This is a genomic window from Baaleninema simplex PCC 7105 (assembly GCF_000332355.1).
Classification (GTDB): domain Bacteria; phylum Cyanobacteriota; class Cyanobacteriia; order Cyanobacteriales; family Geitlerinemataceae; genus Baaleninema; species Baaleninema simplex.
The window spans coordinates 407,909-430,463 of the sequence record NZ_KB235962.1 but is presented as its reverse complement, the minus strand read 5'-3'; the positions used below and the strand labels follow the sequence as shown (position 1 = coordinate 430,463).

Sequence of the window (22,555 nt, the reverse complement as noted above, 5' to 3'; positions counted from 1 at the left end):
AGCCATGTCTTTTCGTTTTGTGGCATGGCTGAACGAGAATCGAGACCTGTTTGCCGCTCACAAAGCGCGTTTTGGCTTGGTTTGGGCTTGAAATTTGTTTAAGTACCGTTAAGAGGTTTTAAAAACGTATTTTTAGATGAATATTTTTTGTGTTATAATATTAATTTAAATTCGCTCGAGAGCAATTTTAAAAATTAATTTTTAAGTGGTGAGTTCCGGCAGATTTAACCTTGATGCTCGAACCCAAAGAGCGATCGATGCCGGAACACACCCTACACTTCTAATTCTCCGTGTCCTCTGTATCTGGTGTGACGAACCAACCTCACTTCATCGCCCACTTACAAGACAGCCGTAACGTCAGACGAAATAGTAGATCGATCGCCAACCCGATCGTACCAATAACAATCAGCCCCGCGAAAATTTCATCTGTCCTCAAAAACCGCTGAGCGACGCTAATTCGCCGCCCCAATCCTTCCGTCGCCGCCACCAATTCCGCCACGATGACCAAATTCCAAGACGCCGCCATATTGACGCGCCCCGCATCCAAAACGTTGGGAAAAACATGAGGTAAAATTACTCGAGTCAACACTTGCCAACGTCCGCCGCCGAGGGTATACGTCGTTTCAATTAACTCCTTGGGGACGAACTTCACCGCGTCCATGACCATCAAAGTATTAAAAAACAACGTGCCGATAAAAATCAAAAGAATTTTAGGCACTTCTCCCAAGCCAAAGTATAAAATCAAAAGGGGAATAAACGCCGGGGCGGGCATATACCGTAAAATCGCGATCGCCGGTTCCGTAACGGCGCGAACGCTTTCAAACGTTCCCATCAAAATTCCCAACGGAATCGAGACGATCGCCGCCAGCGCAAACCCGCTCAATACCCGAAACAAACTGTAAACAATATCTTGCTGTAACGTATTTTCTGCCCACAAACGAGCGATCGAATCCAAAACCGCCCCTGGCGTCGGTAAAAACAGCGGTTTCACGATTCCCGTACTCGAGACTAACCACCACAACAAAATCGGAACGGCGATCGACACCAACATCAATTTCCACGTCAGATGTTTGGGGATCTCCTCGCGAATATTCCACAATACCGTCGGCGTTAGCGTTTGGCGCGATCGAGACAACCGCGATGTCGATAAATTGCGTTCGGACTGACGAACTTCGTGACGAGTTTCAACTCTCATAACTAACCCTCCAACCTTGCGATCGATAGTTTCAACAATACAAACTCTTCAACAACACGAACCGTCCGACACTCCCACACTCAAAAAAACGCCCTAGCCACAGGTAGCTAGAGCGCAGAAAACTTAAGAAGCGGAACCTTGCGATTCGGCGTAAGCCTTAACAAAGCGATCGTCAAATAGCATTTCCAAATCGGGTTTTTCCTGAATTAAATCGTTTTCAACGAGGAAATCACCAATCCGTTGAGCCGCATAAGACAGCGACGTCATATCGTCACCCGGCTCGAACGCGTTCAAATTATCTTCCAAACTAAAAATCGTCGTTCCCGCATCGTAATCGCGATATTCCTCAACGCTCACCCCAGCGCGTTTTGCCATAATTTCATAGGCTTCGCTTTGGTTCTCCTCGATATACCCCAACGTGGCGAACCAACTATCCACCATCGCCTGAACCTGTTCCGGCCGTTCTTCGAGTAACTGACGAGAGACCACCAAATGGTCGGGAATCGCGCCGGGGAAATCTGCCGAACTAAACAATTCCTTACTGCCTTCCCGTTCCAAGGCTTTCGTCGTAAACGGCGCAAACACCCCCACAGCGTCCACTTGTCCCGCCACGAACGCCGCCGCCGCCGCTCCCGTTTCCAACGGCTGAATCGTCACCTGAGCCGGGTCGATTCCCGCCTCTTCCAATCCCAGCAACAGCAAAAAGTGATCGACGGTTCCCTCTTCCACGGCGACCGTTTTTCCTTGCAAATCTTCGACGCTGTCAATCTCTTCACTGACGATAATCTTGTCGTTCCCCGTGGAGTTGTCGTTGACGAGGACGATAACCTGTTCCGACCCCGCCGCCACCGAACTAATCGTGTCGTTGAGGGTTTGCGTGTTGGCGTCGAGTTGTCCGGCGGTCAACGCGTTAATCGAGTCGAGGTAGCCATCGAACCAGCGCAAGTCTACCGTTGCGCCGTTCGCCTCGAACAATCCCGCCTCTTCCGTCACTTGCCAGGGAATCCAACCCGGCCACGCACTGAATCCCATCACCACAGGTTTGACGTCGTCGCCGTTGGTGGCGGTGGTTGGCGAATCGCTGGGGGTGGGACTTTGGGTGCAACTGACTGTAATCAGCACGCTGGCGAAAAACAGTCCCAGGCTGGTGAAAAAAGAGCGACGTTGCATCGAAACAGAATCTCCTACTGACGAACGGAGCAGATTAAGTTGGACTCAAAACTAACAAGAGGGTTCGAGAGCGGCAGCTTTGGCCGGTTGCTGGCGTAACGCCACCTGGAGACGCACCCAGTTAAACCAAGCGTTCAACCCTTCGCCAGTTTTGGCGGATACCGGGAAAATGGCGACGTGGGGATTCATCTGGCGGACGTTTTCGGCGATGCGATCGATCTCGATATCCAAATGAGGTGCTAAATCCATCTTTGTGACGAGCAGACAGTCCGCTTCTTGAAACATCACCGGATATTTCAACGGTTTGTCTTCCCCTTCCGTGACGCTGAGTAAGGCAACTTTGGCGTGTTCCCCCACTTCAAACTCCGCCGGACAGACGAGATTTCCCACGTTTTCCACAAAGACGATATCGAAATCGGCGGGTTCGTAATCGTGTTCTAAGCTGTGCATTCCACCGGCTACCATCTTGGCGTCCAGATGGCAGGAACGGCCGGTGTTGATGGCGATGACGGGAACGTCGTAACGTCGCAGTCGGTCGGCATCCAGTTCGGTGGTCATATCTCCTTCAATAACGGCGATCGCACTGTGACGGCTCAACTCCGCCAGTGTCCGTTCGAGGAGAACCGTTTTTCCAGCCCCCGGACTGCTCATGATGTTGAAGCAGGTAATACCCCAGTCATCGAATAAAGCGCGATTGCGATCGGCCGTCGATTGATTGGCGTGGAGTAAATTCAGTTCTAAAGCCGCATCGAATGTTTGGTGCATGGTGTTAATCAGTAAATTTTAGCTCCCTCGGCGAGAAGCCCCGTGCTCTACCCGTGCTTGGTGAGCGGCGGCCGGGATAGCCGAGCGGCAAGGTCTAATGAACTCAGAAAGTGCCCAGAAAACTCTTCTGCGAATTGGCTCCTTCCGCCGACAACTGGAGTTGACCGACCCGTAGGCAATTGCCGCAAGTCCCCCGTTTCCAAGGTTGAAAGAGAAGATGTGAAACAGCAAGCCTCCTTTGGGGAGAAGAAACTTAAAAGTGGGGATGGGCGTCTCCTCACTCTAAAACGCTCGAATCCTGCGCTCTGGACACAGAGATCGTTGTAGATGCAGCAGGTGGGAGAAGCCCGCATCGTATGCTTGCATCGATGTCGGGAGTACGTCACAAGTTGTATAGTTCGGGATTTTGAATTTAAAGCAAATCTCCCCCTCTCCCCCTCTCCCTTGCTCCCCCTCTCCCTTGCTCCCCCTCTCCTCATCCCCTCACCGCCTCAACGCACTCGAGGCGATCGATCTTCAACTCCCGACCCGACCGAATATCTTCCATCGGCGAACCGCAATTCGGACAGGCGTATTGCAAACCAATTTGTGGGCGATATTCAGCATTGCAGGAATGACAGAACGCTATCAACGGCGTTTCGCGAATTTCCAGCGTCGCTCCTTCGAGGAAGGTATTACGGGTTTGCACCTCAAAGGCGAACTGCAAACTAGCCGGTTCGACACAGGTAAACTGACCCACCGTCAGATGAACGCATCGAACGTTCGGCCGTTCCGGTTGGCTTTCCCACCAGTCCTTCACCGTCAGAATTAACGCTTTAGTCATGTCGGTTTCGTGCATGAAGAAACCTCACTCACTGCCAGTTTGTTTCGGGGTCGGGTTGCCCGTCTTCGCAAATGTAAGACGGCCTTGCCTTGCGGGGCAGTTGTCCCGACACCACCAAATGCGCCATCGTGTCGCAGATGACTCGGGTTGCCATTAACGATGTCATGTCGCTGATGTCGTAAGGCGGGGACACTTCCACGACTTCCAAGCCACAGACGGGGGCGTTTTGGACGATTTTTCCGAGGAGATACAGCGCCTCGCGGGGCAGCAGTCCGCCGGGTTCGGGCCAGCCCGTACCGGGGACGAATCCTGCATCGATGCAGTCGATATCGAAACTGATGTAAACGCAATCGGTACCGTCGAGCGCCCGTTCTAGGGCAAACTCTACGGCCGCATCCAAACCCATTTCTGTAATGTCCGTAACGGTGAGGATGTTAGTGTTGCGTTCGCGACAGACTTTTACCCCTTGCCGTGGTACTTGCCAGCCGCCGATACCCAGTTGAACGAGGTTTTTGGCGGGGGCGTTTTTGATGTTGGTGGCGTGGAACCAGGGGCAGGTGTGCATCCGTTCGTCGAGATCGGTTTCCTGGGTGTCCACGTGGCGATCGAAGTGGATGATGCCCACTTTGGCATCTCCGAGATGGCGACAGACGCCTCGGACGGTGGGAAAGCCAATAGAGTGGTCGCCGCCGAGGATAATGGGAAAGGCACCGGAACTAAAGACGTGGGCGATGCCTTTGGAGATTTGGTCGAAGGATTTTTCGTTGTTGGCGGGAATGGTGAAGATGTCGCCAACGTCGCAGAGGGTAATTTGTTCGCGTAAATCCACCCCCAACTCAAAGTTATAGGGGGTGTAGAGGGCGCTAATGCGGCGGATGCCCTGGGGACCGAAACGGGTTCCGGGGCGGTAGGTGGTTCCGGAATCGTGGGGAACGCCGACGATCGCCACGTCGTAGTTACCTACCAGGCGCACGTCTTCGAGATAGGGGGCTTTGAGAAAGGTGTTGATTCCAGCGTAGTGAGGGAGTTCGCCTCGCGAAAAGGTGGGGATGGTGCGATCGCGGATGCTGGCAGCGGCTTCTAAACCGTATTCGAGACCGCGATCGACTTCCTGTTGCCATCCGGTTAGGGGTAGTTGTCGTTCGCGATCGAGGGCGCGATCGGCTTCGGTTTGGGGCGGTTGTCCGCTGTCGCCAGGACGGTTAAATATCGGTTCGTCCGTCATAAGTTTTGTTTCTAAGGTTTTACGGTGGATTGTCGTGTTTTTAGCGATCGCTTCGGACTTGAAAAAACACCACAAAAAAACAAGCCCAGGAAGGTTCCACCTCCTTTTAAACAAAGGAACTAGAACGACCTCCCGGGCTTTTTCCCCGCCGTGTAGCAGCTCGATAACTTCTCAGGTGTGGAGCGATCGATTGATGCTGCCTGCTTCTCTCGGACCAGACGTTTAGAGGAAGAGCCTTTAAACCGGAACCCTAGAAGCGCGTATTTATCGTAAAAAACGATTGATTACTTTTGATTTTTAACACTATTAAAAAGGCTAAGCCGTAACAATAGTTACAAAGCTGCAATTTGAGTTTAGCGATCGTCCGATCGCTCCTCCGAGGGGAACGCCGTTCGCAGACGTTGGAGTTGCGACATCGCCCACTTCGCCGTCTCTCGCACCTCCGCATCCGCATCGGTAGTACTCAGTTGTAACAACTGACTCATCTGTACGATCGAATCGTAAATGCGAGTCAAATCGCGAATCGCATTTTTGCGAACTTCCGGGCTGTCGTCTTGCAACGACAACATCAACGCCTGTTTCATCGGCTGCATCGTGCGCGTCCCGATTTCCGCCAACACCGATAAAATCAAACTGCGCTGTTGTGAGTCCGAATCCGTTAACAACGCCACAAGGGGCTGTATGGCTCGAGAATCGCCCCGCTGTCCGAGTTCCCAAATCGCTTGGCGTCGTCGTTGGGGATCGGGGTGTTGCAAATCCCGCACGAGAGCTTCCACAATGCTCATCCGAGGCAGGCGGGTCACGGTGTCTACCTTGTCCCGAGACGGCGAGGGGGGCGGTGGTGTTATTGCTGCCGTTTCTGACGGTGTCGGTTCGACGTTCGCGGGTTCCCAACTGTTGGAGGCAGACGCGTCCGGTTCGGTTTGGCGTTCTGACTTAGAGGGTGGCGGTAGGCTGTCGGGGACATCGTCCAGCTTGGCGTCTGGCTCGTCCTTTGAAGACTCCACCGGCGATTCCGGGAGGGGTTCGGGGGCGGTGTCCGGGTCTTCTTCCTCTAGCCCCTCTTCGTACTCGACATCCTCGCGAAATAGCTTCAAGATCGTAAAAAACAGCAGTCCGCCAACGACGAGAACCGCCAAAAACCCCGCCCCCCAAATCAACCAAGAAAGACCGCCGCCGTCAGATTCCTCAGACGTCTCTTCTGCGTTCGGTTCGGGCGAAGCGGCCGGATCGGAAGACGCGTTTTCTGAAGCGGATGCATCTTCTGAGGCGGGAGCGTTTTCACGTAAAGCGGCCAGACGTTCCCAGGTAGTCGTCCCGACCACCCCGTCCACGGGCAATCCTTGTTTTTCCTGAAAGTCCGCCACCATGATGTCCGTTGCGAGATCGTAAATTCCCGTCACCTCGCCTTTGTAATACCCGAGATCTTTGAGCCACTGTTGGAGCGTCGCGACCGCTTCACCTTCATCCCCCAAGCTCAAACGGGGCAACTCAGACGGATCGGGCGTTTCCGATGGCTCGGAAGGAGAGTCTTCAGCTTGTGCCACGATCGCCCTCGGAGAAGCCCAAACTCGCTCGGCGATCGCGGGGACAGAACACAGCGTCCAACAGGTGGTACAAGTGACGAACAGGACAACCGAGCGAGTCCGGCGGAAACGACGCGTGATTGCAGAAGACAAACTATCGGGAACTGACGCCATGGAGAAAGAACGCACGTTGGGTTAAGAGTTCGTCAAATCGAGAACCCACTCTCCGACTTACGAGCGCAACACCTTCGATTCCGAATCTTCCGATGAAGACTCGCGGGGGGGAACCTCGATCGGTTCGGCTCGAGACGGGTCGAGGGTGGATTCCGACAGAGATGCAGGCGATCGGCCTTGGAGGTCAGAGAACGAGGGCAGGCGATCGCGACGTTCGATGAGATAGACGCTAACGAGCGTAACACTCGCCCCGACCCACTGAACGGGAGTGAGGACTTCACCGAGGAACCAATAACCAAACAAAAGCGCGAAAATCGGCGTAAAGAAGGTTAAAGAGCTGAGACTGGTTAGATTGCCTCGAGCGGCGAAGTAGAAAAACAACCCGTAGGCCACAGCACTACCGAAGACGGTGGTATAGCCCAAAGCGACCCAATCCGTCGAGGTTAACTGTTGCCAAGGCTGAGATTCGATCGCGGCGGAAATGCCCCACAGGGGCAATCCTCCTAAAATCATGTGCCATCCCGTCGCGACGACCGGATCGGCGTGTTCCGAGACTTTCGGCATCATCACCGTCCCGATCGCCATCGAGAGCGCCGCCACCAGCATCAGCCATTCCCCCTGTTGGAACACCCGATCGATGTTAACCGATGTCGCGGCAAAGTCGAGGTCGAACGCGGCGAGAAACCACTCGTCCGGCAAGCCGATCGCACTAATTCCGACCAGTCCCGTTCCCAAGCCCAACCAGCCCCAAAATCCGATGAATTCACCAAACAGCAACCAGGACAAGACCGCCACCGCCAACGGTTGCGAATCGATCGCCACCGAACCGAGTCCAGCTCCTGTTTTCACCAATCCCGACGCTAAAAACCCCTGAAAGATAGCCCCATCGACGAGAGCGAACAGCAAAATCCACAGCCACGCTTTCACCGTTTGCGGTTGGGGACGTTTGGCGATCGCCGCCGCCAGCAACACTAGCCCCCCGGCCGGGACGAGGCGCACTCCCGCCATAAAAAACGGCGTCGTGTGGGGAATCACCCCTTTCATAGCGACCATTGCCGTTCCCCAAAAGAAAAACGGCGCGAGTAGGAAGAACGCCTGTCCGTTCCACTGGAGACGATTGGAGTCGTGTGCCATAAGTTCCCGAGTTTCTGCCTGTATCAGTTCCGTCGAACGATATATCCTTGAAAATTTTGTCAAATCGTATATTTATGTTAAGCGATCGCCTTTTACAGTGAACAGTGAGCAGTGAAGACAGTTGACAGGGAACAGGGAACAGGGAACAGGGAACAGTGTTTCAGTCACCAGTTACCAGTCACCCGTGAAAACAGGGAACGGGGAACAGTGAACAGTTAATAGTTGCTCCCCCTCTCCCTGGCTCCCCCTCTCCCCCTCTCCTGCTCCCCCTCTCCCCCTCTCCCCCTCTCCTGCTCCCCTGCTCGATCGCCATTGACCTGACGATCCTGTTACACTCGACTAGCACTGGTTCGTATCCTCGAAACTACCGATAAAGCAACCTATGGTTGGGTTTTTCAGAAAATTCCGCAAACAAATCGCTCGTATCGAAGTCACGGGCGCGATCGCCTCAACGACCCGAGAAAAAGTCCTCGAAGCTTTAAAAACCGTCGAACGCCGCAAATTTCCCGCTCTGGTGCTGCGCGTCGATAGCCCTGGGGGAACCGTAGCCGATTCTCACGAAATCTATCAAGCCCTCAAACAACTCCGTCAGAAAACCGACATCAAAATCGTCGCCAGTTTCGGCAATCTCGCCGCCTCTGGAGGCGTATATATCGGCATGGGCGCCGAGCGCATCGTCGCCAACCCCGGCACCATTACCGGAAGCATCGGCGTGATTTTGCGCGGTAACAATCTCGAACGACTTCTCGATAAAATTGGCGTATCCTTCAAAACTATCAAATCGGGGCCGTACAAAGATATTTTGGCGTTCGATCGCGAACTGACCGACTCCGAAAAACACATTTTGCAAGAACTCATCGACACCACCTATTTACAATTTGTCGAAACGGTCGCGGAGTCCCGTAACCTGGCACTCGAAACCGTTCGCGAGTTTGCCGACGGCCGCATTTTCAACGGCCAGCAAGCCCTGTCTCTCGGACTCGTCGACGGACTCGGTACTGAAGACGACGCGCGACGCACCGCCGCCGAACTGGCCGGACTCGATCCCGAGCGCACCGAGTTCTGCACCGTCGAAACGCGCAAACCCCTTTGGGCGCGTCTGTTGCGATCGAATGGCAGCGTCTCTCGTCTCTCCAGTCTCGGAGAATGGTTAGAATTTGAACTGTCTACGAGCGGTTTACCTCTGTGGATGTACCGTCCTTAACGACATCGAACGAACGAATACGATAAAAAAATCGATCGCGATAATATGGAGGTTTGTGTAGTGGAAGCGGACTGGACCGTACGAGCAATTCGAGGGGCGACGACCGTTCCCGAAAATTCGGCCGAAGCAATTCGCAGTGCTGTCGAGGAACTGCTCGACGAACTCGAGCGAGGCAACTCGTTCGACCCCGAGCAAATTATCAGCCTGACGTTTTCCGTCACGCGAGATCTCGACACGCTGTTTCCAGCTTCAGTCGCGCGATCGCGTCCCCGGTGGGATAACGTTCCCTTGCTCGACGTCCAACACATGCACGTCGAACAGGATCTCGAACGCTGCGTGCGCTTCCTCCTTCACGTCAATTTACCCGCTTCGGTCAGGGTCTATCACCCTTACCTGCGCCGTGCTAAAAGCCTGCGACCGGATTGGAGCCTCTCGACAGTCGGCTCTCAGTAGTCCGACGGGTTCCCCGAAACCTCACCGCCGACGCTCGGTCGGTGGGGACGCAGGCGGTTCGGCCGAGCGGCTCGTTCAGCATCGCTCGAGGTCTATGCTGCTGCGCTTGCAGATCGAAAACTTCGCCCTCATCGACTCCCTCGATCTGGAGTTCGGACGGGGGCTAAACGTCTTGACTGGCGAGACGGGGGCGGGCAAGTCCATCGTCCTCGACGCTCTCGATGCGGTTCTCGGCGGCAAAACCAGCCGTCGCGCCATCCGCACGGGGGCCGATCGCGCCTGCATCGAAGCCACCTTCGCGCTCGAAGGGGGGATCGTGGCCTGTCGCCGAGACCTGATCGCCAGTCGTCGCGGCTCTCGCAGTAAATACCGTTTCGACGGTCGGGCGGCCAACCAGAAAGACGTGCTACACTGGCGCGATCGCGTGGTGGAAATCGCCGCCCAAGGTCAAGCCGTCCAACTCGGACAAACCCCCCACCAACGGGAACTCCTCGATTTGTACGGCGGAACGAAACTTCTCGAAGTCCGAGATCTCGTCGCCACCGCTTTCGATCGCTGGCAACAGGCCGAAGCCGCCTTAGCCGAACGACGAGAACGCGATCGCCAACAAGTCCAACAGCTCGACCTGTGGACTTTCCAACTCGAAGAACTCGAAAACGCCCAACTCGACAGTCCCGACGAACTCGACGACCTCGAACGAGAAGCCCAACGCCTCAGTCACGTGGTCGAACTCCAACAGCAAAGCTATCGCGTCTATCAAGCCCTCTACGACAGCGACGACGACGCGGCGGCCGCCTCCGATCTCCTCGGAGACGCCGAAGCCGTGTTAGACGATATGGTACAGTTCGACGATCGCGTCGAATCGATTTTGACCTTGGTACGGGAAGCCTTGGTGCGAGTCGAAGAAGCCGGACAGCAAATCAACGCCTACGCCGACGACCTCGAAGTCGATCCCGAACGGCTGCAAGCGGTGAACGAGCGCGTCCGACACCTCAAACAAATCTGTCGCAAATACGGACCGACTCTAGCCGACGCCATCGATCGCTATCGCACGCTACAGGGACAACTCGAAGATCTCGACAGTCACGATCGCTCCGTCGAAGCCCTCGAAGGTCTCTGTCAAAGCCGACGAGAAGAACTCCACACCGCCTGTCAGCAGTTGACGCAGCTGCGCCGACAAGCTGCCAAACAGCTCGAATCTCGCCTCGTCAACGCCCTCAAACCCCTGGCCATGGAAAAGGTCAAATTTCAAGTCGACATCGCTCCGATCGCCCCCAACCGTACCGGAAGCGATCGCGTGACGTTTCTGTTGAGTGCCAACCCCGGCGAACCCCTCCAACCCCTGAGCGAAACGGCCTCGGGCGGCGAAATGAGCCGCTTTCTATTGGCTCTCAAAGCCTGTTTTAGCGAAGTGGACGACGTGGCGACCCTGGTTTTCGACGAAATCGACGTGGGCGTCTCTGGGCGCGTGGCCGGAACCATCGCCGAAACTCTCTATCGCCTCAGCCAAAACCACCAAGTCCTCTGCGTGACCCACCAACCCCTCGTCGCCGCCATGGCCGATCGCCACTTTCACGTGGCCAAACAAGCCATCGGCGATCGCGACGACGAACGAACGATCGTTAGCGTTCGGGTTCTCGACGAGGGCCAACGACGCCGCGAACTGGCACAACTGGCCAGCGGCCAAGGCGATCTCGAATCGACCGACTCTGCCGCTTCCGCCTTCGCCGACGAACTCCTCGATCGCGCCTCTGAAGTGCGATCGCAACTCAAGCGCAGCCACGCCAAGGCCATCGACGACGACGATCGCACCTCTCAACACCTGTTCGCACCCTGAAGCGATCGAAAAAAGTAACGGCCAGCAGAGAATGTTTCCAAAAGTTCCGCATTTTCTCGGCCGACAAATTGCCCTCGAGCTGGTACATAATAAATACCGAAGACCCGTACTTTAAAACAGTATCGAGACCTAAAACCACGAAAATCGCATAGCATCAACACCCGATCGCAAATTTCCCCGAGACCCTCCACAAAATTCGATCGGCGAGTACACTGAGGATGTATCTGCTACCCTCGCCGATATTTCGACCGCACCTTTCGACATCAACCGACGCCAGATTTCGCAGACGGGTAACCGTCTGTTCGCCGTATCAGCTTCTCCGTCAAGAGCTATGACATCTGCATCTCCGAAAACGCCCGCCGTAGATACTGACGTGACGATCGATGTCGAGCCTCAGTATAACGAGCCGAAAGCCGTTCACCAACGGGCGGCGTCCAGTAGCGCTCTAGCCACCACGAAAGGCAGATTCGGCGAATTTCTCGCACCGCTCAACCGCGATAAATTTACCGACGTCGTGCGGGGGGTCGAAGAAAAGCTCAAGGTGGTCAACCAAACCTTGGGGATGCTCGATAGCTTGCTCGACAGTCAGGGGTTCGACGCCATTCTCGACGAAATGTTGCGATCGATCGCCCTCAAAACGGGCGAACTGCTCCACGCCGATCGCACGACGATTTTCCTCCTCGACCAAGAGAAAAACGAACTCTTTACTATCGTCGCCAAAGACGAAAAGGGCAACGCCTTAGAAATTCGATTTCCCGCCGACGCCGGAATTGCCGGGGAAGCCGCCACGTTCAAAAAAATCATCAACATCCCTTACGATTTTTACGACGATCCGAGGTCGGAAACCGCCAAAAAATTCGATAAAAAGAACAATTATCGCACCTATACGATGCTCACGATGCCTCTGCTCAATGAAGAGACAGAGGAACTCGTGGCGGTGGTGCAACTGATTAACAAACTCAAAATCGATATCGACGAGAACGTCCCTCTCGAAGAGAAAATCGATAAATCGGGATTCAGCACGGAAGACGAACAGGTTTTTCTCGAGTTTGCCCCCTCTATTCGTCTGATTCTCGAATCCTCGAAATCCTTCTACGCCGCGACTCAAAAACAACGGGCGGCTTCGGCGTTGATGAGTGCTGTCAACTCTCTGAGCAAGAGCAGCCTCGACCTCGAAGACACCCTCAAACGGGTGATGGACGAAGCCAAAGAGCTGATGAACGCCGATCGCTCCACGCTCTGGCTCCTCGACGAAGAAAAAAGCGAACTCTGGACGAAAATTCCCGGCGTCGGCGAACTTCGCATTCCCCGTCACGCCGGTTTTGCGGGAACGGTCGCCGAATCGGGAGAGCCGGTGTTGATTCCCTTCGACCTCTACGACGACGAGCGATCGACCACCTCGAAGGAAACCGACCAAAAAACGAAATATCGCACGTGCAGTATGCTCTGTATGCCGGTGTTCAACTCCGACAACGAACTCATCGGCGTCACCCAGCTCATCAACAAGAAAAAACAAGGGGAATATCCCGCCTACGACCCCGAAACCTGGCCCGAAGCTCCCGAACAGTGGAAAGCCAGCTTTAACCGAACGGATATGGAGTTCATGCAGGCGTTTAACATTCAAGCCGGGGTCGCCCTGCAAAACGCCAAGCTCTTCGAGACGGTCAAGCAACAGGAACAACGGCAAAAAGACATCCTTCGCAGTCTCACCAACGGCGTGATCTCCACCGACAAGCAAGGACGCATCATCGCCGCCAACGAATGCGCCAAATGTTTTTTGGGATTCCGCGAAGACGACATCCTCGAAGGGATGAACCTGCGAGAAATGGTTCGCTTGCAAGAAGGCAAGTTTTCCGAGTGGTTCGAGGCGGCCTTAGATCCTAAAGAGGAGAAAGACCGACAGCAGTACTATCCCAACCAAATCTTGAAGGTGGTCGATCGCAAGGACGGTCAGAGCGTCAATCTCACCATCAACTCGATGGCCGATGCCAGCGATCCGGCTAAGGTGAACGGGGCGTTGGTCGTCCTTGAGGACATCAGCGACGAAATGGAAGTCAAGAACTTGATGTACAAGTACATGACGCCCGAAGTCGCAGAAGCCCTCTTGGCCAGCGGCGACACCGGCCTCGGCGGCAAACGAAAACAAGTCTCGGTGCTGTTTTCCGATATCCGCAGCTACACCACCCTCACGGAAAAACTCCAACCGGAGGAAGTGGTGACGATGCTCAACGAGTACTTTGAGGAGATGGTGGACGCTGTATTTAAGTACGGCGGAACCCTCGATAAGTACATCGGCGACGCGCTGATGGCGGTGTTCGGCTCTCCCGCACCGTTAGAAGATCGAGAGTGGTGTGCGGTGCAAACGGCGATCGCCATGCGCCAGCGGTTGACTGAGTTTAACGAAAAACGAGTCGCCAACGGCCAGATGCCCATTCAAATCGGTATCGGCATTCACTCCGACAGCGTGGTCAGCGGTAACATCGGCTCCAGTAAGCGCATGGAACTGACCTCCATTGGCGACGGCGTAAACTTAGCCTCTCGCTTGGAAGGGGCCAGCAAGCAGTACGGCACCGATCTGATTATCAGCGAACAGACCTATCAGCCCAACGCCCATCGCTTGGTAGTTCGAGAACTCGATTTCATTACCGTGAAGGGGAAAACCCGACCCGTGACCATTTACGAAGCGCTCGCCGTCACGGAAGGGGAACTGGCTGCTCCCGTCAGCGACGACCAACAGCGGATTATCGACCACTATCACCAGGGACGCCATTACTACCTGCAACCGGCTCGGGAAAAACTCGATACGGAGGACTTTATGCCTCTGTTGGCGCAACTGGAGGGGATGTCGGACGAGGAGCTTCAAACCCTCAGTTACGACCCCGACAAGCTCCTGCGGCGGTTTTTGGGTGGGATGACTCAGGAACAGGCGATCGAGGTGTTTACGGAATCGACCCTCAAACGGTTGCTCGTTACCGAAGATCTCAACGAACTCTCCGAAAGCGATATTCAGCGGTTGCTGCCGTTTAAACTCAAGCAGATGACCCCCCGTTTGTCGAAGAAATTATGGATCGAAAAACTCTTGCAATTCACTGGATTTTCTGAAGTCCGAGATATGTTGCGCGAGGAAGCCGCCGAACTCTCGACTTCCCAGATTCAGAAACTGATCGATCTGGCGAAACCGCCATTGAAGGCCAAATCGAAACAGTCGTTTCACAAAGCTCGGGAAGAGTTTCAAAAAGTTTTGGAAATCGACCCGCACAATAAGGCGGCCAAATTGCATATAGAGCGTTGTATGCTATTTGAACAACAACCTCCGGCAGAAGATTGGGACGGGGTTTGGAAGCTAACGGACAAGTAAGTTGCCCAAACAACCCTCACATCCTGTTTCTGAGTCTCGATATTCAATCGGGTGTCGACTTTAACAGACAAATCAGTTCAATATGCGAGATACGATCGATCTAAACTGGCAGTCCTCCGAATACGAATGGATCGAACTCGTCCGACAGCTTCTGTTAGAACTGGCGAGAGCGTGTTTGGGAGATTTGCCCAAGCTGCCCATGCACGTCGCCCAGCAAGCCCGGCCGATGGCGGAAACCGCCGGACGCTTGTTAGACGAGGCGCGATCGCGCGGCATTGTGGAGGCACAATGGCAACATTACCCCGAGTTGGCTTGGACTCACGACGCCCGCAAGCTGTTTTTGGAACTGGCGCAGGTGTATTTGTCGGATTTGCCCAAACTGCCGGAAAACGCCTCGATTCGGGCGCTCGATTTAGCCGAACGCGCTCAGACGCTCCTCGAACAACCGATGGCGTCGGCCTCTGATGCGGCAGAGTCTCCACCGCTAGACACGACGCCTCCCCCGACTGAAAAGCTCGATCGCGCTACGCCATCGACGTTGTTGAACCTATTGAAAAGTCGCTTGGAACAGCAACGAGTCCACAGCCACAACCCCGACGCTCCCGAATGGCAACAACTGCTCAATTTGCTCGACGTGGCGCGAGGGTTGTATCACAATTTAAAAGATTGAATTAGCGTGAAGCAACCGATGTCAACGACTGCGATCGCCCGATCGATGTTTGGAACGGTGGCGGCTTTCGCCCTGTCAGTAGCGGTAGACTCGGGAAAACCGACTTTGGCGCGATCGCCGACGTCCGAACCCCTCTCCTTCGGGTTTCTGTGCTTGCAGAGCGATCGCCTCGAACCCGACGCTCAACAGACTGTTGAGGTTTTGATGGATATCGCCGAGGCCAGCAACTGCATCGACGCCGCCAAAAAACTCGCCGCCTCCGACGAACTCAACCTCAGCGTTCGCGAAATTTCCGATATCAGCCCTCTGGCGACGCTCCCTCACCTGCGACGGCTCGATTTGAGCCTCAACCAAATCGAAGATTTATCGCCCCTGGCTGAGCTGCCAAACTTGCAAGAACTCCTGATTTCCAACAATCAGATTTCCGACTTGTCGTCCCTGGCAGAGCTAGATTTAATCAAACTCAACCTCGACAGCAACCAAATTTCGGATTTATCTCCCCTCGCCAACCAAGACAATCTCGTAAGTTTGAGCGTTCGGGACAACCAAGTCTCCGATTTAACGCCCCTGTCTTCCCTGGCGCGGTTAGAAGCTCTTTTTCTCGATGGCAATCAAATTTCCGATCTCAGTTCCCTGACATCGCTATCTAACTTAGACGGAATGGATTTGAGTCGCAACCAAATTTCGACCTTGCGTCCTCTGTCGGAGATGGAAAATTTGGTTTGGATTGCCCTCAGCGACAACCAAATTCGCGATTTACGTCCGTTGCGCCGTTTGTTGGGGTTGACAGAAATCGATTTAAGTGGTAACGAAATCTCCGATCTACGACCGTTGCGGAGATTGTCCGCGATGGACGAGTTGTTTCTCAACAACAACGAGATTTCCGACGTGGAGCCGTTGGCAGAGTTAACGGGGTTGACGGCGTTGTTTCTCAGCGGTAACGAAATTTCCGATATCGAGCCGTTGAGTTCTCTGACGAACCTGTCGCGACTGTTGCTGACGGACAATCCCATCGAAAACCCCACTTGTCCCGTGAAGCCCGATCGCGCCTGTCGGTTTTAGGGTGGGGGAGATGGGAGAGGCGATCGAGCTTTTTTCAAATTTTTTCGCGATCGCCCTTGCCATCCCAAAACGAGATGCTATAATGGCAAAGCGCCAAACATAAGGCGTCCAACACATGGCGGGCGTAGCCAAGAGGTTAAGGCAGTGGATTGTGGTTCCACCATTCGTGGGTTCGAGTCCCATCGTCCGCCCTTTTTCAAGGATTACCAATCGAACCGGGGGCCAGAATGGGGGCCAAAGAGAATGTTATTAAACCTCTCTTTCAACAACGCAGGCGGAGAGGCTAGGCATAAAAACCCCCCCCCGAAATGAAGGGCGCACGCCACAGAGATTAATTAGGGTTTAGGTTAGTACTTCCGAACCAGCATTGGAGCATAATTCATGAGCGATGAAAATAGATGGCCGCGTAACCTTTATACGGGAGTAGGTGGAGGGCTGTACACCGGTGTGGGTGGTGGTATGTACACCGGTGTCGGTGGCGGCGCATACACCGGTGTTGGAGGTGGTCTATACACCGGTGTGGGTGGTGGTATGTACACCGGCGTTGGCGGCGGGCTCTATACAGGTGTGGGTGGCGGGTTGTACACCGGCGTCGGCGGTGGCCTGTACACCGGTGCGGGCGGTGGTCTGTATACCGGCATCGGGGGTGGTTTATATGCAGGTGTGGGGGGCGGAATGTATTCTGGCGCTGACAGTGAGCCATACATGAGCAACATTCCTCCCTGGCCTCACTTTCTTAGGGAAGTTGATGCGAGAGGATTCAGAGCTGAGGCCAAGCTCATTCGTCAGCATTTACCGAAAGAATTGTGGCCGGAGAACTTTTTCAAAAGATGAGGCATAACAACACGTTGCAGGTGAACGTGGGCGTTAGACCGCTAATTCCTCTGCTAGGACGTGCCAAAAAGTGATGCGTGAGATACGAGTGAAGAGTGAACGCGAGTTCCTTTGAATCACCTTTTGTGTCGCCTGGATGCTTACCCGCGACGGCGATCGCTCTGCCCCTCGAACCGTGACCGTTTCGGCAGTATCGGGCGATCTCGTTGACGGTTGCGTTGCGATCGAGCCGTCTCGGCAACAGCGAGCGCGGTCTTCGATGTCCTCGTAAATTACGAGATCGCCTCAGACATCGTCTCCATTCAATCGCTCTGAAGAATCGTGGGTTCTGCAATCGGTACAAGCCCAAACCGAAGCCGGAGAAACGCAATCACTGGGGCAGCAAGCTGTTACCCAAGGTACTGAGCGCTCGGGAAAGAAAACGGCGCGTTCCCGGACAGACCCGATTGCCTTGGGATGTGTGGGAAGCGAACAACCATACCGAGATTCGGGCAGTCGCAGAAAAATTTGTCATGGCGAATTGCTACGACCCGAAAGTGGCATCTCGTTTTTTTGACGACTCCTGACGATCGGGTTATCAGTGGGTGAAACAGTTGTCAATTCAAGTGTGGAGAGACCTGGTCAATTGATAACTGGTAACTGATAACTGAAGTGCCAGGTATCGAGTTGGTAAAACGCCGATGTTTTCGTGAAAAGTAACTTCAAAATTTAAGGTTGACAACGACCCAAAAGTTCTATATTTTATGGGTTAAGCCTTGATGCGAGAGAAGAGATACCCAATTTCACCCCCCAACCGTAAACACCCCCCCACCCGCCAAACCAAACCACCCACCACCACCCATCCCCCCGGGTACCCACCCACACCCCCCCGGGTACCTTGTCGTCCAGGTGGCGGGAAGTTCCCCTTTTACGCTTACTTGTACTGAGAAGTTCAAGTCTGCCAAGTCTTTCCAATTCCCTTTTTGTCCATCGTACCACGATACTCGTTTGCCGAACTCTTCCCAAGTGGAATAACCGGCATCGGGGTGTCCGCCGACGCTTTCCCAAATTGCTTTCTGCACGCTAAAGCCGAAGCGTCCGCCGCTTAACTTAACCCAAAGTGCATCAATTTCATTAAGTTCTCGACTCGGAAAATTCTGACAGAGACGATAAAAATTTTCTTCCCCTTCTAAGACCATCATTTGATAAAAAATCCACGCCGTTTCTTCATCGGCTTCTCTCCATTTTTCTTGCTGTAGTAAGCATTCTAAGCGCTCGCAAAGCGTAGCTCGGTTGAGTTCGTTTTTTCTAAGTCTCAGTTCGCTTTCAAAAGCGCGATCCGATTCTTGGTGAAAGGGACGAAACTGCACGGACAGCATTCGATCGAACCCCTCTCGAAAGCGTTCTGGGTTATCTTTATCGGCAAACTTTAACCGAAACATCTCGCGCCATCGCTCTACATCCTGATTTTCTCGATTTCCCCATACCTCGCTCAATTTTTCCCATGCTTTACGATAGAGGAGATACAGGCGATCGAGGTCTTCCGGTAACTGAATGGTGGGAATAATGCGGGGTAAAATCCGCGAGACTCGATAGGTGCGACTTTGTTCCTCTACCTCGGAACTCACCTCAAGTAATCCCAAAGCGATCGCCCGTTGTAACTGCTCTCGATAGTTTGATTGTCCTTCACACACCGCTTCTAACGCTGCCATCGGGACGTGAATCTCGTAAACTAAACACAAACTGAGAATCGTTTCGAGCGGTTTGTCGATTTGCTGGTAAAGTTCGTCCCAGACAATTTTGCCTTTCCAATCCTCAGAACTGTTCTCGAGCTGCGTCAGTCGGGCTTCTGCATCCGGTCGAGCCAGCACTTCATCGTCGAGCCATTCCAACAAACGAGAATTCCCGTTAGCTAACGCGATCGCTCTTTCAATTAACCCTTCGTCAGTTTGGGTCGGGTCAAAATTCTCCAAACGTCTTAACTTTTTCTGTAAATCGGCATGATGGAAACTATCCAATCCCTGCACGAAAAAGTCGTTCAGTAAATCTGACTGGAATTCGTAGCGACACGTGATAATTATTCGTGTGGGGAATCCGTTTCTTGCATCGCCCAAACTAAGGCTTCTAGGAGATCCGCCACTTTGGGTTGAAGGATATAGTTCCCAGCGCGGTGTTCGAGATTCCATTCAAAATCGTCAAAGACCAGTAGAAACGGTTTCTCTCCCGCTTCGTCGAGTGCCTCGAACGTATCTCTCAATCGATATTTCAGGGGTTCGGCAGTCTGTTGGAGAATTTCCCGCTGTCGTGCGTTCAGTTTGTCTCCGAGCTTTTGAACGAATTGAGCTTCATCGACCTGTCGCCACCACACCAGCGTTTCGTACTCCGAGAGGCGATCGCACAACCGAGCGGCGATCGCGCTTTTGCCCCAGCCTCCCATGCCTTGCAAAAGTACCCCAACCTTCTCCCAATCCGTTTTGAGGGTTCGCAAACAGTTCTGTAACTGACGGCGACGACCCACGAATTCGCTGCGGGGCAAGAGGCGCAATTTCTTTTCAGCGTCGATAAACTGAGGCACGACGGAAGGACGAGGGGCGCGTTGGCGTCCTCTGGTTCTGGGTTTCGTCACCAACGCGCCAGGGAGGGCATCGGCGACATAAAACCGCAACAAGTGCCACTGGCGATCGCACCCTCGACCGACATCTTTAAGCACCGCGTTCGTATCTGCCGACCTCAGTAGGGTTTGATAGGTTGACGCGAGGGCTTCCGTCACGGTTTTCCCCACCGCCAGGGCTTCGTAGAGGGTTGCCGCTGCTGCCGAGGCTTCGTCGTCTTTGACGCGATCGCCCCAACTCAACGCGGCCGTCGCGCCTTCTTTCAACAGGGCTTCTGCCATCGAGGGAACGGCGTTCTCGCTGGAATATCCAGTGCGACACCCGGAGAGAAAGATGAGCTTGGGATAGTGGAATTGCAGCACCCTCGCGATGTCTTCGGCACGGCTCTCGGCGCGATCGCCCAATTCCGTCTCGGTGAGAAAGCAAGGTTTTTTGTCGTCGATCGTGGCGTGTCCCGTTAAGTGAACGACATCGAAATACCCTTTGTCGTAGTCTTCGACTAACTCGCCCAATTCCTCTAAATTCCCGCTTTCTTCGACCGTCAGACAGAGCGATCGCTTCTTGTCGGCGTTGAGGATTTGCCCTTCTTCCGCTTCAAAATCGAGTTCTGGTTTAACTCCACGTGGCGAGGTCGCCATAAACAGAACGTTGAGAAAGCGATTCTTGGGGTCGTCCTTGACCGTCAAACAGTCTCGGTCTGCCACCCAACGCACCGGAACAACGGGAGGACGCCGTTCGACCAGAAACTGAGTTCCGTCGTGCAGCAGTTCCCAAGGAAGATTGGCGAGTCTTTCTGACGCGGCGATGGCGAGAACGATGGTTTCTCGCCGGTGTTCGTCGAGAGCAGACTGGAAGTAGCGATCGCTCCCGTCCAACCAGTTGTAGAGTGCTTGGCCCGTCTTGGCGTAGGGTTCGGGAAGTCGGGTGTAGTAGTCTGTTTCTGACTGTTCGAGCAAGTCAGAGATTTTGGCAAGAGGAAGCTGACGAGACTGGTAATCGTTGGGATTGTCCCAGAAGAAGCGAAACTCGGCGTAGTCGTTCCCAATCGGTTTGAGGTTGACGTGAAGAATCTTCATCCCGACCCGTTCCTAGTCTTCGAGGATTTCCTTAATTTGCTCGACTGACGCATCTTTAAGGAGCAAGCGACCTTTAGGCGTTACGAGCATCACTTTCTCGATTTTGGGGTCGGTCGGGTTCAGTTGCGCTTTTTGATACTTCTGGTTCCACTGGTACAGCTTTTCGGCGATGGTCATCGTTCCGCTAACAATCCCGACGATGGTGGCGATGGTGACGAGCGTTTCAGCCTTTTCGACCTCCTCGGGAATCTCGTAACTGCCTTCGAGTTCTTCAATTGCCAGCAGTTCTTCCGTCGCGGCGACAGCACCTCGCCCTTCGATTTCGAGTTGCATCGTCATTCACCAAACTCCTCAAATTTGCGGACATGGAACGTTTTATCCCATGTTAGCAAGCGTTATTCAAGCCAACGTGCAACGCACCGAAGTCAAAATGCGTTTCAATCTCAGCGTAAACCCCGGTAAAACCGTTTCTCCCGACAACGTACTATTGTTTGGGTGTTGTTTGGGTGCATTTCAAAAATGTAAATTCATTGGATACAAGCTGACCTACTCGATAGTGCTACGCACCGCTGACGCGAACGAGCGGCTGTTGTTCCACTCTGTTCCACCCGTGGACGGCAGCGTTGCCGAAGTCCAACATATCCAGAGCTTCGTGTTTTTACATCCATTAAGATGCACCCATTAAGCTGACATCGAGCCAATGAGATTTTGGCATAACGCACCGACAAAAATTTTAATCGCAAATCATATTGGAATCTTCTGAATTGGGTTTTCGGATAAAACGTTGAAATTCATTCTATTTCGCCCACTGAGAAAACGGAAACTTCACTAAATTGGCGTTGTAATATCTCGGGTCGTAAGAAACCTCTTCCCCAACCCAATCGGGTAGATCGATCGCCTGACTTTCTTCCGTTACTTCCACTTCCGCCACGATTAAGCCTTGATTTTCTCCTAAAAACTCGTCGATTTCCCACAACAACGAACCGACAACGATGGGGTAGCGAATTTTTTCGACGATCGGTCGTTCGCACAACCCGTCCAACATTTCCCGAGCGTCTGCAAGAGGAATCTCGTATTCGTACTCTAGGCGAGATACGCCCACCGTCGAACCTTTCACAGTCATATAGCCTTTTTCGCCAGCGATACGAACGCGAACCGCCAAACCCTTTTGATTGACTAGATATCCTTGACGGTATAGGGTTCCTTGACCGAGCGATCGCCATCCGTCGTGTTTGACTAAAAACTTGCGTTCGATTTCCGTCGCCATAACTCTCGTGATTGGGGGTATCGTGTTCGATCGCGCTTCGATCGAGGTTGAGGCGATTCTATTGTGCCAAATCTCGATCCCGCTGCGATCGCCCTTTTCGGAAATCTTCACCCCATCGGGAGTATCGCAACACCACTGAGACGATCTAGAGTCGGTGTACCCGTTCGAGATCGACAGTTCGAGGTGAAAGT

At 53.7% G+C, this 22,555-nt stretch carries 20 protein-coding genes, 1 tRNA gene and 1 riboswitch; of the genes, 10 read left to right on the top strand and 11 right to left on the bottom strand.

Annotated elements, in window-relative coordinates; all coding sequences use genetic code 11:
- Positions 1 to 322: 322 nt before the first annotated feature.
- The 7 genes from GEI7105_RS0127245 to GEI7105_RS0127215 form a co-directional block, all read right to left on the bottom strand.
- Positions 323 to 1,195, bottom strand: coding sequence for an ABC transporter permease (locus tag GEI7105_RS0127245; RefSeq protein ID WP_017663520.1), 873 nt, complete (start codon positions 1,193 to 1,195; stop codon positions 323 to 325).
- Positions 1,196 to 1,318: 123 nt separating this feature from the next.
- Positions 1,319 to 2,365 (bottom strand): ABC transporter substrate-binding protein, encoded by a 1,047-nt coding sequence (locus GEI7105_RS0127240; protein ID WP_017663519.1) that lies wholly within the window; start codon positions 2,363 to 2,365, stop codon positions 1,319 to 1,321.
- 51 nt (positions 2,366 to 2,416) lie between these two features.
- Positions 2,417 to 3,130: a hydrogenase nickel incorporation protein HypB gene (hypB, locus tag GEI7105_RS32815; RefSeq protein ID WP_017663518.1), complete on the bottom strand. Its 714-nt coding sequence runs from the start codon at positions 3,128 to 3,130 to the stop codon at positions 2,417 to 2,419.
- Positions 3,131 to 3,605: 475 nt separating this feature from the next.
- On the bottom strand, positions 3,606 to 3,968 hold the full coding sequence (gene hypA / locus GEI7105_RS0127230; RefSeq protein WP_017663517.1) for a hydrogenase maturation nickel metallochaperone HypA: 363 nt from the start codon (positions 3,966 to 3,968) through the stop codon (positions 3,606 to 3,608).
- A gap of 13 nt (positions 3,969 to 3,981) precedes the next feature.
- On the bottom strand, positions 3,982 to 5,178 hold the full coding sequence (locus tag GEI7105_RS0127225; RefSeq protein WP_017663516.1) for an agmatinase family protein: 1,197 nt from the start codon (positions 5,176 to 5,178) through the stop codon (positions 3,982 to 3,984).
- A gap of 127 nt (positions 5,179 to 5,305) precedes the next feature.
- Positions 5,306 to 5,443, bottom strand: a riboswitch (guanidine-I (ykkC/yxkD leader).
- Positions 5,444 to 5,531: 88 nt separating this feature from the next.
- Positions 5,532 to 6,893 (bottom strand): peptidoglycan-binding protein, encoded by a 1,362-nt coding sequence (locus tag GEI7105_RS34100; RefSeq protein ID WP_144054074.1) that lies wholly within the window; start codon positions 6,891 to 6,893, stop codon positions 5,532 to 5,534.
- Between the two features lie 42 nt (positions 6,894 to 6,935).
- Positions 6,936 to 8,012, bottom strand: coding sequence for a DMT family transporter (locus GEI7105_RS0127215; RefSeq protein ID WP_017663514.1), 1,077 nt, complete (start codon positions 8,010 to 8,012; stop codon positions 6,936 to 6,938).
- A 382-nt stretch (positions 8,013 to 8,394) separates the two neighbouring features.
- On the opposite strand from GEI7105_RS0127215, the gene sppA reads away from it, so the two are divergent.
- The 9 genes from sppA to GEI7105_RS40670 all read left to right on the top strand — a co-directional run bounded on the left by sppA (position 8,395) and on the right by GEI7105_RS40670 (position 17,701).
- Positions 8,395 to 9,216 (top strand): signal peptide peptidase SppA, encoded by an 822-nt coding sequence (gene sppA, locus GEI7105_RS0127210; RefSeq protein ID WP_017663513.1) that lies wholly within the window; start codon positions 8,395 to 8,397, stop codon positions 9,214 to 9,216.
- A gap of 45 nt (positions 9,217 to 9,261) precedes the next feature.
- The gene (aroH, locus tag GEI7105_RS0127205; RefSeq protein ID WP_026098005.1) at positions 9,262 to 9,669 is read left to right on the top strand and encodes a chorismate mutase; all 408 of its coding nucleotides are present in this window, start codon (positions 9,262 to 9,264) and stop codon (positions 9,667 to 9,669) included.
- Between the two features lie 94 nt (positions 9,670 to 9,763).
- Entirely contained in the window at positions 9,764 to 11,506 is a 1,743-nt protein-coding gene (gene recN / locus GEI7105_RS0127200; RefSeq protein ID WP_017663511.1) for a DNA repair protein RecN, read from the top strand.
- A 331-nt stretch (positions 11,507 to 11,837) separates the two neighbouring features.
- The gene (locus tag GEI7105_RS0127195) at positions 11,838 to 14,864 is read left to right on the top strand and encodes a GAF domain-containing protein (RefSeq protein WP_026098004.1); all 3,027 of its coding nucleotides are present in this window, start codon (positions 11,838 to 11,840) and stop codon (positions 14,862 to 14,864) included.
- Positions 14,865 to 14,946: 82 nt separating this feature from the next.
- Positions 14,947 to 15,534 (top strand): hypothetical protein, encoded by a 588-nt coding sequence (locus tag GEI7105_RS0127190; protein WP_017663509.1) that lies wholly within the window; start codon positions 14,947 to 14,949, stop codon positions 15,532 to 15,534.
- Between the two features lie 18 nt (positions 15,535 to 15,552).
- On the top strand, positions 15,553 to 16,596 hold the full coding sequence (locus GEI7105_RS32805) for a leucine-rich repeat domain-containing protein (RefSeq protein WP_017663508.1): 1,044 nt from the start codon (positions 15,553 to 15,555) through the stop codon (positions 16,594 to 16,596).
- Positions 16,597 to 16,714: 118 nt separating this feature from the next.
- Positions 16,715 to 16,787: transfer RNA gene (locus GEI7105_RS0127175), tRNA-His, on the top strand.
- Positions 16,788 to 16,977: 190 nt separating this feature from the next.
- On the top strand, positions 16,978 to 17,430 hold the full coding sequence (locus tag GEI7105_RS40675; RefSeq protein ID WP_026098003.1) for a hypothetical protein: 453 nt from the start codon (positions 16,978 to 16,980) through the stop codon (positions 17,428 to 17,430).
- Between the two features lie 136 nt (positions 17,431 to 17,566).
- Complete coding sequence (locus GEI7105_RS40670) at positions 17,567 to 17,701, top strand: hypothetical protein (RefSeq protein ID WP_281167047.1); 135 nt, start codon at positions 17,567 to 17,569, stop codon at positions 17,699 to 17,701.
- Between the two features lie 511 nt (positions 17,702 to 18,212).
- Here the strand turns inward: GEI7105_RS40670 and GEI7105_RS39365 are convergent.
- From GEI7105_RS39365 to GEI7105_RS0127155, 3 genes are all read right to left on the bottom strand, one after another.
- On the bottom strand, positions 18,213 to 19,382 hold the full coding sequence (locus GEI7105_RS39365) for a GUN4 domain-containing protein (protein WP_051044246.1): 1,170 nt from the start codon (positions 19,380 to 19,382) through the stop codon (positions 18,213 to 18,215).
- A 104-nt stretch (positions 19,383 to 19,486) separates the two neighbouring features.
- Positions 19,487 to 21,097 carry a CHAT domain-containing protein gene (locus GEI7105_RS39360; RefSeq protein ID WP_051044245.1) on the bottom strand — a complete coding sequence of 537 codons (1,611 nt, stop codon included), beginning with the start codon at positions 21,095 to 21,097 and terminating at the stop codon, positions 19,487 to 19,489.
- A gap of 12 nt (positions 21,098 to 21,109) precedes the next feature.
- Positions 21,110 to 21,436 (bottom strand): hypothetical protein, encoded by a 327-nt coding sequence (locus GEI7105_RS0127155; protein ID WP_017663505.1) that lies wholly within the window; start codon positions 21,434 to 21,436, stop codon positions 21,110 to 21,112.
- 43 nt (positions 21,437 to 21,479) lie between these two features.
- On the opposite strand from GEI7105_RS0127155, the gene GEI7105_RS0127150 reads away from it, so the two are divergent.
- Complete coding sequence (locus tag GEI7105_RS0127150) at positions 21,480 to 21,782, top strand: hypothetical protein (RefSeq protein WP_017663504.1); 303 nt, start codon at positions 21,480 to 21,482, stop codon at positions 21,780 to 21,782.
- 111 nt (positions 21,783 to 21,893) lie between these two features.
- Here the strand turns inward: GEI7105_RS0127150 and GEI7105_RS0127145 are convergent.
- Positions 21,894 to 22,555 (bottom strand): CYTH domain-containing protein (locus GEI7105_RS0127145; RefSeq protein ID WP_017663503.1); only part of this gene is annotated, 662 nt, incomplete at its 5' end.